Annotated in this window: 7 protein-coding genes; 1 reads left to right on the top strand and 6 read right to left on the bottom strand. The window is 40.5% G+C overall.

Translation table 11 applies throughout. The features are described 5' to 3' along the window. Positions 1-8: 8 nt before the first annotated feature. The 5 genes from CWC17_RS13400 to CWC17_RS13380 form a co-directional block, all read right to left on the bottom strand. Positions 9-1,508: an MFS transporter gene (locus CWC17_RS13400; RefSeq protein ID WP_138613378.1), complete on the bottom strand. Its 1,500-nt coding sequence runs from the start codon at positions 1,506-1,508 to the stop codon at positions 9-11. Further along, positions 1,501-3,360: an alpha-amylase family glycosyl hydrolase gene (locus tag CWC17_RS13395; RefSeq protein WP_138613376.1), complete on the bottom strand. Its 1,860-nt coding sequence runs from the start codon at positions 3,358-3,360 to the stop codon at positions 1,501-1,503. The genes CWC17_RS13400 and CWC17_RS13395 overlap by 8 nt, the downstream gene beginning before the upstream one ends. A gap of 86 nt (positions 3,361-3,446) precedes the next feature. Continuing rightward, positions 3,447-5,303 (bottom strand): glycoside hydrolase family 13 protein, encoded by a 1,857-nt coding sequence (locus CWC17_RS13390; RefSeq protein ID WP_138540715.1) that lies wholly within the window; start codon positions 5,301-5,303, stop codon positions 3,447-3,449. Beyond that, positions 5,303-6,796: a tryptophan halogenase family protein gene (locus CWC17_RS13385; protein ID WP_138540716.1), complete on the bottom strand. Its 1,494-nt coding sequence runs from the start codon at positions 6,794-6,796 to the stop codon at positions 5,303-5,305. The genes CWC17_RS13390 and CWC17_RS13385 overlap by 1 nt, the downstream gene beginning before the upstream one ends. 121 nt (positions 6,797-6,917) lie before the next feature. Further along, positions 6,918-9,704, bottom strand: a complete 2,787-nt coding sequence (locus tag CWC17_RS13380; protein WP_138540717.1) for a TonB-dependent receptor — start codon at positions 9,702-9,704, stop codon at positions 6,918-6,920. 653 nt (positions 9,705-10,357) lie between these two features. Here CWC17_RS13380 and CWC17_RS13375 point away from each other — a divergent pair. Further along, positions 10,358-11,983 (top strand): alpha-glucosidase family protein, encoded by a 1,626-nt coding sequence (locus tag CWC17_RS13375; protein ID WP_138613374.1) that lies wholly within the window; start codon positions 10,358-10,360, stop codon positions 11,981-11,983. Positions 11,984-12,104: 121 nt separating this feature from the next. Here the strand turns inward: CWC17_RS13375 and CWC17_RS13370 are convergent, their stop codons facing one another. Beyond that, positions 12,105-12,656 (bottom strand): TIGR00645 family protein, encoded by a 552-nt coding sequence (locus tag CWC17_RS13370; RefSeq protein WP_138540719.1) that lies wholly within the window; start codon positions 12,654-12,656, stop codon positions 12,105-12,107. Positions 12,657-12,772: the final 116 nt, after the last annotated feature.

The following is a 12,772-nucleotide window of genomic DNA, read 5'->3' as shown; positions in this document are numbered from 1 at the left end:
GTGTGTCCTTAATTTGAATTTTTAACGCGCATTACAGCAATGCCGGCAACAACAAACGAGGCTGCACCAATTAATAATGCGTAAATAGGTTGATTTGAAAATGCATGGCGTAAAATAAGCCCTAGAATACTGGCGGCAAGTAACTGAGGTATAACTATAAAAAAGTTAAAAATACCCATGTAAACGCCCATTTTGTTACTCGGTAGAGCATTACTTAACATGGCGTAAGGCAGCGATAAAATAGACGCCCACGCAAAGCCCACACCAATCATAGGAATAAGTAACATTTTAGGATCTTGAATAAACATAAAGCTTGCAAGGCCTAATGCGCCCAGCAATAAATTAAAACAATGCGCGCCTTTTAACCCCATTTTTTTAACTAAAAACGGAATACACATAGCGGCAATAGCGGCAAAACCATTGTACGCGGCAAATAAAATGCCTACCCAGTCTGCACCATCGTTAAATGCTTTAGAGGTTGCATCGCTACTACCATAATGAAAGCTTGTAACTGCCGCCGTGGTATAAATCCACATGGCAAATAAAGTAAACCAGCTAAAAAACTGCACCCAGGCAAGCTGTTTCATGGCCTCTGGCATAGTAAATACATCTTGTACTACTTGGTAAAAACCACCTTGCGTTTTATTGGCACTTTTAAGCGCTGCTGCAATCCACTGCACAATACCAAACGCAAGTAAGCCACCAGCAAGTAGGTAAAGCTCTTTTCCAAGGGATAGCCCCATTACTAATGCAAGGGTTGCTAAACCCAGCACCACAAAAATAATGGCCCCCTTATTAAAGTTAATATCAACCACGTTGCTTGTTGTAGGTTGAGCGCTTTGTTTTTCAAAAGCCGCTAATTGCTCCGGGCTGTATTCTTTAGTTCGTGCCACGGTCCAAAGCACGGCAACAAGTAACACCACCCCGCCCCAATAAAATGAGTATTTAACTGATTCAGGAATTTGCCCTGGTGCCGCGGTATTACTTACGTCAAACCAGTTGGTCATCATCCACGGTAACGCCGAGGCTAACACCGCACCAATACCAATAAAAAAGCTTTGTAAACCGTAACCTGTCGCACGTTGTTTTTCTGGTAGATTATCACCAACAAGCGCTCTAAATGGTTCCATGGTTACGTTGATTGACGCATCCATGATCCATAACATACCGGCGGCAATCCAAAGTGTTGGCGAGTGCGGCATAATAAACAACGAAAGCGTTGTGAGCACAGCCCCAACAAAAAAGAATGGACGGCGACGACCAAAGCGCCCCCACGTTTTATCGCTCCAGTAACCAATAATTGGCTGTACAATCAACCCGGTTAGCGGTGCTGCAACCCATAAAATGGGAATATCATCTACTTGTGCGCCTAATGTTTGAAATATACGGCTCACATTGCCGTTTTGTAGGGCAAAACCAAACTGTATGCCTAAAAAGCCAAAGCACATGTTCCATATCTGCCAAAAACTTAAATTTGGCTTATCGGTATTATTATTTTGATTATTCATTATTAGCCTTATTTATTAATACTGCGCTGCTAAATGCATCAAGTGTGAGGTTAAATGTAGCGCCTTGCGCATGAGCTTTAAGCTCGGTGGTATAATTTTCAAGTAAATCATTTAATAGCGTATTTTCACTCATTGCAGCTAATTGTGCCTTTGATACATTAACTGTAATTGTTTGTGGCTGCGCGCTAAAGTTACTCAGCACATACACACTTTGCTGACCTAAAGAGCGGGTAAAACCAACAACGCGCTCACTGCCTTCAAGCTTAAGAGGTGACATCTCTCCTCCCACTACAGCGGGTAATTTATTAAGTGACATAACCGCTTTGTAGTAATCACGAAGTGCGACTTGATCGGCGCTTAAATTAGCCCCATCAAATTTTCCGTTATTCATCCATGCTTGGTGCGCTGGTACGCCAATGTAATCAAATATACTGGTACGTGTCGGCGTTCCAAATCCTGCGTTTTCAGAGCCATCCTCTCCCACGTCTTGACCAAAATATAAGAGGGTTGGCGAACGGCTGATCAAACTAGAGACAACTAAAGCAGGTTTACCCCACTGGGCATTACCGGCAAAGTCTGGGCTGGCGATACGTTGTTCGTCGTGATTTTCTAAAAAATGCAGCATGTGCTGCTCTATGTCGAGCACACTTTGATGCGCCTCAAAAATACTATTGGCGGGTAGTTTTAGTTGCATTATTGCTTTTAAGGTATCGTAAAAGCCGACCTTATCGTAAAGGTAATCCATTTTACCTTGTTGAATATACGCTCGGTACATTAACGGGTTATAGACTTCGGCCAATAAAAAGGCGTCGCTTTTTTGCATTTTTATTGATGAATTTAAAAAGCTCCAAAATTCAACCGGTACCATTTCGGCCATGTCGAACCTAAAGCCGTCAACACCTTTGTCTAGCCAAAAAAGCGCAATATCTCTAAATTTGTACCAGCTATCTGGTAGCTCTTTATCTTGCCAAAACGCATAATGGGCATGGTAATCCTTGTCTTTATAGTCGTTGGGCAGCTGAGCAAAATCGAAACTACCATCTGGCTTAACGCCATAATTTACTTTTACTGTTTCGTACCAGTCGTTAATATCGGGTTTTGGTGCACGGGCACCGTTACCTGTCCATTTAGCAGGCGTTTCATCAAAAAAGCCATTTGCAAGAGGGTGAGCCTTTCCACCTAGCACGGTGTAGGTTGTAGAGCTAGGTACTTGAAATGACTGACCCGGCACATAATAAAAGTTGTTATTTTTATCGTACGTTTTGCTGGTGTCGTCTTGCGCGCCAAAATCCTCTACGCCTTTAGGCTTTCCAAGTGATTGATAATTTCGGGCAACATGGTTAGGCACTATATCAATAATGACTTTCATACCGTGGCTATGTGTACGCTCTATAAGTGCAGTAAATTCATCCATGCGGTTTGATACGTTAACGGCTAAATCGGGATTAACGTCGTAGTAATCTTTAATCGCGTACGGTGAACCCGCGCGGCCTTTTACTACATCGGGGTCATCTTGTGAAATACCGTAGTCGGTATAATCGCCAACTAGGGCGTGGTGTAACACACCAGTATACCAAACATGCGTGGTACCAAGTTCTTTAATGCCTTTAAGCGCTGCGTCGTTAAAGTCGACAAATTTACCTACACCGTTTTGCTCTTTTGTGCCCCAAGGCACATTGGCTGTTTCGGTATTACCAAACAACCGAGTAAATACTTGGTATACAACCGGCTTGGTAAGCTCATTTTGCGTGTGTGCAGGTGTTTGCTGTTGTTCAGGTTTGTTATTTTCTGAACACCCAGTTGCAACAAGTAAGCTGCACAGTACTGCGGATACATAAACGGATTTTTTCATTGCGTGTCTTTTGTCAGTATTGTTATTAACTTTATACTAAAGATTACTGCAGCAACCATACAGTTGCTGCATACGTATTCAGGTCACTATTGTGGCGTATTTATAACGAGTACCGTTGCGCTCATCGCTGGTAATTCAATGGTTTTGCCAAGCTTTTGTGTTTTTTGAGTAAATAAATTAAATGCTGTTGTGCTGTTAGGCATCACCTCTTGCATATACCCAATATTTTTTTGTAGCGTTTGAGTGTTTTTATTCATAAATACCAACACAGTTTGCTCGTCGCTAATACGCGCATAACTATACACACCTTGTTGAGGCGTAAAGTGCACTAATTTGCCTTTATCTAGCGCAGTGCTGCTTTTTCTAAAGTTAAGCAAGGTGCTAATGGTGTTATGCATCTCTTTTTGCTGCGAGGTAAGCCCTTTACCTGTAAATGCATTACTCGTTTGGCCTTTAAACCCACCCGGGAAGTCTATTCTAATATCACCATGGTCTTTACTCGGGGTGTTATCTAATAAAACCTCCGTACCGTAATACATTTGTGCAATACCGCGCGTAGTTAAAAATAGCGTCATGGCCATTTTAGTTTTTGCAACATCTTGTCCAAGCTCGGTATATACACGGCTCATATCGTGGTTATCGGCAAATACCATAATGTTATTGGTATCAGGGTATAAAAAGTCATTCGCTAACGATTCATATACTTTAACCCAGCCCGTGTTCCAACCCTCATCTTCATTTAGCGCTTGAATTACCGACTCTTGCAGCGAAAAGTCCATCACGCTCGGTAAGCTTGATGTATAGCCATCTTGATTATGCTTACCACGTTGCCAGTAAGAGGCAATAGCAGGGTTAGACGTCCACTCTTCGCCAACAATATTAAAGTCTGGGTACTCTTGCATTATGGCTTTTGTCCAATCACTCAAAAATGCTTTATCTGAATATGAGTAGGTATCAACACGTATGCCGCTTAAATCGGCGTATTCTATCCACCAAATCGCATTTTGAATTAAGTATTCACTTAACAGTGGTTGGCGCTGATTTAAATCAGGCATGGTTTCTACAAACCAGCCATCGTTAAACTGGCGCTTGTCGTATTCACTGGCGTGTGGGTCTTGTATAGTTTGACGTGCATGGCTGGTGGCATTTTTGCCTTTATTAAACTCACCATTAAAGTTAATCCAATCTTTAGTGGGTTTATCTTTAACCCAAGTATGCTCAGAGCCAAAATGGTTAAGGACCATATCCATGACTAGGCCTATCCCCTGTTCTTTTGCTTTTACTGATAACGTTTTGTATAACTGGTTTGAGCCCATACGCGGGTCAACTTTATAAAAGTCTGTAATTGCATAACCATGATAAGAATAGTTAGGCATGTTGTTTTCAAGCACTGGGGTTAACCAAAGCTGTGTAACACCTAAATCGTTTAAATACGGTAGTGCGTTTATAACGCCCTGAATATCACCACCGTGGCGCCCCCCTTTTATGCTCGGGTTTGCTGCTTCTAACATGCTAGGGAGGGTATCGTTTTGTTTATCACCATTAGCAAAGCGATCCGGGTTAATCAAATAAAGCGTATCAGCTGATGTAAACCCTTGACGCTGTGCGCTGTTTTTATCTCGTTCAAGAAGTGGAAACTCAAAGTTATTGCTTGTTTCACTGCTATTAAATTCCAGCGTTCCGGCTTTAGCTTCGTCGGTAATGGTAATATTTAAAAATACATAATTTGGATTATCTGTACGGGTTATTTTATTTAACTTAACGCCGTTGTATTTAGCTAATTTAATTTGCTCGTTTGCAATGTTTTGCTCATGCACCATGATGGTTATGGTATTTTTGTTCATGCCAACCCACCAATTAGCGGGCTCAACGTCAAGTGCGTAGCTAATGGTTGGTAAAGTACAGGCACTTACAAGTAAAAGTTTATTTAAAAGTTGCATCATCAGGCCTTTTTAATTTTTGCTAAAAATTCTTTATGAGTAGGTAGCTGTTCTACTGTTGAAGTGATCAAAGTATTTAATGTGGAAAATAAATCGTTAAGTTGTTCACTACTGAGTGAGTCAACAATACTGTTGTAATCTTCAGGGATAAGTCCTTGGCCTATAAATACTTGTTGCCAAGCAACTTCGGCAAATAATTCGTCGTTCTCGCGCACGACTTTGCCAGTTTCCTTAAATAACTCGAGCTTGTGGGCCAATGAGTCAGGTATGTCCATTTGCTTGCATTGTCGCCAAAAAGCAGAATCGTCTCGCTCAGTTAGCTTATAATGCAAAATTATAAAATCACGAATGTGTTCTATTTCAATTACGCTTTGCCTATTAAATTCAGTAACTAACGCATCGCTAATCCCATTATGCGGAAACAACTTTATTAATCGGGTCACGGCGCTTTGTATTAAATGAATACTGGTTGACTCTAACGGCTCTAAAAAACCACTGGCAAGACCAACCGACACCACATTTTTGTGCCACTGTTTTAACCGCCGACCTGTTTTAAATTTTATAACACGTGGTGCTGTAATCGGTTCAGCTGGCAAATTATTTAATAATAACTGCGTTGCCGCATCGTCAGATAAATAACGGCTACAGTACACCAAGCCGTTACCGATTCTGCTTTGCAGAGGTATTTGCCACTGCCAGCCCGCGCTGTGTGCAATTGAACGCGTGTAAGGTTTTAGCTCGTCTGTACCTTTTGACTGCACCGCCACCGCGCTATCACACGGTAAATAATGAGACCAATCTACAAAGCCTGTGTTTAGTGTTTGCTCTATGAGTAAGGCGCGCTGGCCAGTAGCATCTATAAAAAGGTCACCGTTTATTTGCTGTGAGTTATCAAGGGTTAAAGATTTTATATTCCCTGATAGCGGACATTGTTCAACCTGCTCAATTTTGGCATCAACATGCTCAACACCACGTGCCACTGCGAGATTTTTTAAAAACTCAGCATATAAAGTGGCATCAAAGTGATAGGCATAACTCAAACCGGGTAATTGCGTATTAGGAATGGTATTTAAGGGTGCAAACTTATGTTTTTTTGCTGCTTGGTAATTTAATGAAAAATCCCATAGGCTGTTTTCAGAGCCTGAAATTTTTCCTTTTATCCAAAAATTGTAAAAATCGCAAAAGGGAAAGTCTTTTCCAAATGAGCCAAAAGCATGCATGTAGCTATGAGAGGTGTTTTTCCAATTTTCGAACTCAATTCCTAATTTTATAGATGCATGTGTAGTGTTTATAAAATCTTGCTCGTTTATACCCAGTGCGTTGTTAAGTTGAATAATAGGCGGAATGGTCGCTTCACCCACGCCTATCGTGCCAATAGTGCTTGATTCTATAAGCGTTATTTTAATCACTTTACCTAACACTTTATTAAGCAAGGCAGCTGTTATCCACCCTGCCGTACCCCCACCAGCGATTACGACGTGTTTTATTGGTTTCATAGTAGTGTCCACGTTTAGCCCCACAAAATGATTAGGTAATATTGCGGATTAATATTAGATAAAGTAGCTATAAAAAAGCCCTTGTAAAACAAATTACAAGGGCTCCTACACACAACCTTTATTATAGCTTGTAGCTAAAGCCTAACAAGTAAGTACGCCCGTAATCTTGGTAGTCACGAACTTGCAGCGCGTTATCGCCAGAAAGCGATGTAAACGGCTCTTCTGTTAAGTTTTGAACTTGGAACTGAATTGATAACCCTTCAAGGCTTTCAACACCAGCTTCAGAGAAGTCATAACCTGCTTGCACATCCCAGATAGTCTCACCCAGAATGTCCACTTGTTGAGTATCAAAACCTAACCCGTATACATCACCTTTAAAGGCACTACGTTTACGCATGCTGGTACGCAGTTGAATACCATTCATTTCATAGTAAACCGTTAAGCTTTGAATTTTGTCAGACAGACCCGGCAGTTCATACTCATTACCGTTTTGATCTTCAATATCAGACTCAATACCGGTATGGCTTGCAATTAAACCAAAACCTTCAAGTGACGGGTGGAATATTTTAAATGGAAGCGCAAGTGATAGCTCGTAACCGTATAAATCACCCCCACCGCCATTGACTTTACCGCTACCTGTGCCCTCAGATGTTGCAGGAATTTCGCCTGTTGATGGGTCAGCAACGCCAGACATATCAATTTCGTAAGTGCCGTCAAAAATCCACTGCGTTAAGTCTTTATAGAAAAACGCAGCAGAGAAGTAACCTTCATCACTAAAGTAGTTTTCGTACGTTAAATCGTAACCAGTTGCCTCTTTTGGCTCTAAGTTAGGATTACCACCCGATACAGACCAAAAGTTACCGTTTTCATCAGGTGTTGTATTGTATGATGCGTCGATAGAGGCATTCATTTCATCCAAACGGGCACGAGAAATTGTTTTAGCTGCACCAAAACGTACTGTTTGTTGCTCATCAATTGCAAGTGATAAGTTCAAGCTCGGTAAAACGTGAGAATAATCGTGGCTTATATTAGTAGGTGATGCCACAACAATACCATCTACAGTACTAAATGCATTACCTTGCGATGATTGGTCGGTATGAACGTAACGTACACCTATGTTACCCGTTAACGCTAAGCCGCGTACTTCGGCATTAATATTAGCCTGTGCAAATGCAGAGGTGATTTCTTCTTTAACTGTCCACGATTTAGTTAAATGACTCGTATTCGTTAAGCTTTCATCCAGTAAGTCGTAGTAGCCGTCATTAACAAGACCATTTACATCGTAGGCAATCATATCGCCCATGCCAATAAAGCCTAAGTCAACACTCCCCATACGATATTGCTCTGGTACAGTTAGCATGCCAGGATTATCAAGCGAAAAGTCAGATAACGTCATAAAGAAACCTTGCGAATCTTTTGTTTTTTCGCGTTCTTTATAAGACATACCAAACTCAATAGAACTGAAGTATTCGTTTTCTAATACTTTTGATGCCGCTAGCTTTAACGTAGATAGTTCATCTTCAATCGTTGGTGCATTAATGAAACCGTCTTGCGCTTGGTTTTCATACTCAGTACCCGTTAAACCATATTTATCGTTTAAAGCAGAGCTTGCACCCCACGATAAAGGACCGCCTAATTGAATAAGGCTGTAATCACTGTAATCTAAGTCATGAGTAAACGTAGCGCCAGTATTACCACCATTAAAGGTGTAACCTAGGTTATCTGCAATACCACGAGAATCGCCGCGCCCTGTACCTGAGTAACTTTCAAGGCTCCATATTTTGCGATCAACTTGCGAGTAACTTGCATCAAATTCTACTGACCATGAATCGTCAATATCGTATTTAGTATTAAAACCAAACGCGGTTAGCTCTGCTTCACGCTCTTCGTAGTCGTTGCGAACAACCACGCGCTGTCCATTAGTTACCGCACTGGTAATAAAGCCGCTTTCTGCATCTACAGATACACTTGCAGGGTCAATCGAACCTTGGCCCCATGCAAAAGGAACTTCAATACCACGTAAGATTTTTTCATCTGTAAAGTCAACATACAATGCATCAAACGTCATGTTTAGTTTGTCTGTTGGAGCCGCTTCTAGTACAAGCATGGCTGAATCACGCTCAAGTGTTGATGAACGCACAAATGGTTTTGCGCCACCTAAAATTGAGTACGTATTACCATCATCAGCAGTAAACTCTGGGTAACCCCACGAGTTCCAACGTTTTTCTTGGTTTGGTGAGCTCATGGTGTTTAGTGCAAATGCAACACCTATAGTGTCATCAGCAAACTGATCAATGTATGAAATAGTACCGCGGTAACCATCGTCGTTACCGTCTGGGTTTAGTTTATCAAAGCTGGTTTGCTCGTATTGGCCATTAACTTGGAATACACGCTCGCCTTTACTTAAAGGACGCACGGTTTGCATGTTAATAACACCGGCAATACCTTCGGCTTCGATACTTGCGTTAGGTGTTTTATATACAGTAACGCCGCTCATGATTTCTGAAGGGTAAAGGTCAAACTCTACGCCGCGGTTATCGCCAATAGATACTTGCTCGCGGCCGTTAAACGTAGTACCACTTTCGTTTTCACCAAAACCACGAATTGATACTCTACTTGCACGACCATCTAGGCGCTGCGCCGTTAAACCAGGTAAGCGTGCAATAGACTCAGCAATTGAAGAGTCAGGTAGTTTACCTATATCTTCTGCAGAAATAGATTCTACAACCTGTGTAGAAAAGCGTTTGGTGTTGATAGATTCAACAACACTGCCACGGAATCCTTTTACTTCGATAACCTCAACGTCATCATTTTTAACTGTATCTTCTTGCGCTGCTACAGAGACAAAGCTTGCTAATCCGGCAGTTGCCATTGCCAACGTTAATATACTTGGTTTGAACATAGACATGATGTTTTCCCGTTACCCATATTGTGATACCCGCTTCTTTATTTGAGTGATAGTCAAACAGGCGAGCTAATTTTGTTGTCAGCATCAATATTAACGCTCGAATTATTTTATTAACAACTTTATGCATACGTATTCAAAACTATGCAACGCGTTAAAAATTAACACTTAATTCACAATAAAACCTCTAACCCACTGATTCTAATGTTATTATTTTGGTGCAATATGATTGTTAATGAATTTTATAAAAATACATTTGTTCGCACTGTAAATTACTCACAATACAGGGGGCAAATAGCGTTAAATAAAGCATTTTTTAATATTTACATAAGTTATTTTCATAATTTCCGTTTTGTGAAATTGGTAAGACCATTCACCGCCTTCACCAATACCGTGCAAGCCTTTTAAAATAAGCACCAAAATAGACTCGCACTGTTTTATTTATAATTAAAAAGAATGATTGGTAAAGTTAGTAATAAAAACACAGCACCTTTAATACACCTTCTTAAAAGTACTTTTAACTAAGTAAATTAACTGCATACGTATGCAGGCTTTTTACAGTGTAGCCCCCTTCACGTATGCTTTTTGAAAGTTTAGCGATTGTTTCAATCGAACTAATAACAATATAAATACTGTGTGGAACGACGGAGAAAAGCATGGCCCAACAGCAGTGGTATAAAGGTGCGGTTATTTATCAGGTTTACCCGCGAAGCTTTCAAGACAGCAATAACGATGGTATTGGTGATCTTAAAGGGATAATTAATCGCATTGATTACATTAAAAGCTTAGGCGTCGACGCTATTTGGATTTCTCCTTTTTTTAAATCCCCAATGAAAGATTTTGGCTATGATATTAGCGATTATCGCGACATAGACCCGATTTTTGGTGACTTAAACGACTTTGACGAATTAATAGATCAAGCACACAAACGCGACATCAAAATTATTATTGACCAAGTGTTAAGCCATACTTCAGACCAACATCAATGGTTTTTAGACAGCCGCGAAAACCAAAACAATGATAAAGCAGACTGGTATGTATGGGCGGATGCTAAAGACGATGGTACAGCACCTAATAACTGGTTATCTATATTTGGTGGCGGCGCGTGGCAATGGGAGCCTCGTCGTGGTCAATACTATTTACATAACTTTTTAACCGAACAGCCAGATTTAAACTTTCACAACCCTAATGTAAGAAAAGCTGTGTTAGAAAACGTAGAGTTTTGGCTTAAAAAAGGTGTGGACGGTTTTAGGTTAGACGCTATTAACTTTTGCTACCACGATGCACAATTACGTGACAATCCAGCAAAGCCTAAAGATAAACGCCAAGGCCGTGGCTTTAGTGAAGATAACCCGTATGCGTTTCAGTACCACTATTATAATAACACCCAGCCTGAAAACATTGAGTTTATGCAAGACATACGTGCATTACTTAATAAGTACCCAGGCACTGTGTCACTGGGTGAAATCTCATCAGAAGATTCATTAGCAACAATGGCAGAGTATACTCATGGTGGTGATAAACTGCACATGGGCTACAGTTTTGAGCTATTAACTGATGACTACTCAAGCGAATACATTAGAGAAACCGTACAAACACTTGAGCAACGTATGCTTGAGGGTTGGCCGTGTTGGGCGTTTAGCAATCACGATGTAGAGCGCGTAGCGAGCCGCTGGAGCCAAAATGGTGAAATTAACCCAGCACAATGCAAAATGTTGACTGCTTTATTAGCGTCGTTGCGTGGTAGCGTATGCATGTACCAAGGTGAAGAGCTTGGCTTAGGTGAAGCTTCTGTTGCATTTGAAGACCTACAAGACCCTTACGGCATTACGTTTTGGCCAAACTTTAAAGGCCGTGATGGCTGCAGAACGCCAATGCCATGGGATGGCAATGGCTCAGAACATGCAGGTTTTAGTAATACCAAACCTTGGTTACCGGTAGATAACGCACACACTCAACGTGCTGTATCTGTTCAAGATAAAGATGCAGACTCTATACTTAATGCCTACCGTGAGTTTATGGCATGGCGTAAACAGCATGCTGTGTTATTGGAGGGCGACATTGAGTTTGTTGATACTGCTGAGCCTGTACTCGCTTTTTACAGAACATTAAATGAGCAAACTATGCTGTGTGTGTTTAATTTAGCACAAACCAATCAAACATTTGAGCTGACTAAAACAGTGACTGAAGCGCATGACTCATTATCTCATTGTAATGCCACACTAGATGGTAATACGTTAAACATGAGCGGCTTTGCGTGCTATTTCGCTTTTGTAAATTAATAAAGCTCTAGCAGATAGTTGAAAGCCCGATTTATCGGGCTTTTTTGTGCGCCTAACACTTGTGGACGCTTTAGTAGGTATAAAACTAAATAGCTGCTAGCGCATTATTAAACTAACTTTTTTAATGTGATTGTGTTTTGCTATTTAAATAATCAGTGAGTGCAAATAATACACCAGAGCTCACAAAGGTAACATGGATAATGACCTTCCAAAATAGCTCATCACTTGAGTGAATATTTGAATTAATAAATACCTTTAAAAGCTCAACCGCAGATATGGCAACAATTGCACTAATTAACTTCATTTTTAAGCCAGAAAAACCAACTTTTCCCATCCACGATGGCCTATCTTCATGGTCATCAATATTAAGCTTTGAAACAAAGTTCTCATAACCACTAAAAATAATAATAAGTAATAAACCAGCCAGTAAAGCGGTATCAACGAGGGTAAGTATACCCACTAATAACTCTTGGTTTGTTGCACTAAAAGTGGCAATACCCATTAAATAAAGTTGCTTAAAAAACTTTATTAATAGCAATATAACAGCAAATAGTAAGCCTACAAAAAACGGGGCTAATAACCAGCGACCTTTAAATATAAGCGACTCTAAGCCCTGCTCTACTTTGTGTATTTTGCGAGGCGTATTAGTTGGTTTTACTTGATGTTCTGACATTAACGTATCTTTTTATAAAAAAGCGACCTTAGCTTATAATTTATTTAAGCACAATTACTTATACAATTATTTAAGCGTAATCTACTCATCTTGACGATAAAAATTTTTCGTTATCT

The organism is Pseudoalteromonas sp. S3785, assembly GCF_005887365.1.
GTDB lineage: Bacteria > Pseudomonadota > Gammaproteobacteria > Enterobacterales > Alteromonadaceae > Pseudoalteromonas.
Note: the sequence above shows the minus strand (reverse complement) of the source record. Positions and strands in the feature narration are given on the sequence as shown.

What these genes read in the sequence shown, in the direction of transcription:
- CWC17_RS13400 (WP_138613378.1), bottom strand. Translation starts at nt 1,508, where the DNA reads ATGAATAATCAAAATAATAATACCGATAAGCCAAATTTAAGTTTTTGG.
- CWC17_RS13395 (WP_138613376.1), bottom strand. Translation starts at nt 3,360, where the DNA reads ATGAAAAAATCCGTTTATGTATCCGCAGTACTGTGCAGCTTACTTGTT.
- CWC17_RS13390 (WP_138540715.1), bottom strand. Translation starts at nt 5,303, where the DNA reads ATGATGCAACTTTTAAATAAACTTTTACTTGTAAGTGCCTGTACTTTA.
- CWC17_RS13385 (WP_138540716.1), bottom strand. Translation starts at nt 6,796, where the DNA reads ATGAAACCAATAAAACACGTCGTAATCGCTGGTGGGGGTACGGCAGGG.
- CWC17_RS13380 (WP_138540717.1), bottom strand. Translation starts at nt 9,704, where the DNA reads ATGTCTATGTTCAAACCAAGTATATTAACGTTGGCAATGGCAACTGCC.
- CWC17_RS13375 (WP_138613374.1), top strand. Translation starts at nt 10,358, where the DNA reads ATGGCCCAACAGCAGTGGTATAAAGGTGCGGTTATTTATCAGGTTTAC.
- CWC17_RS13370 (WP_138540719.1), bottom strand. Translation starts at nt 12,656, where the DNA reads ATGTCAGAACATCAAGTAAAACCAACTAATACGCCTCGCAAAATACAC.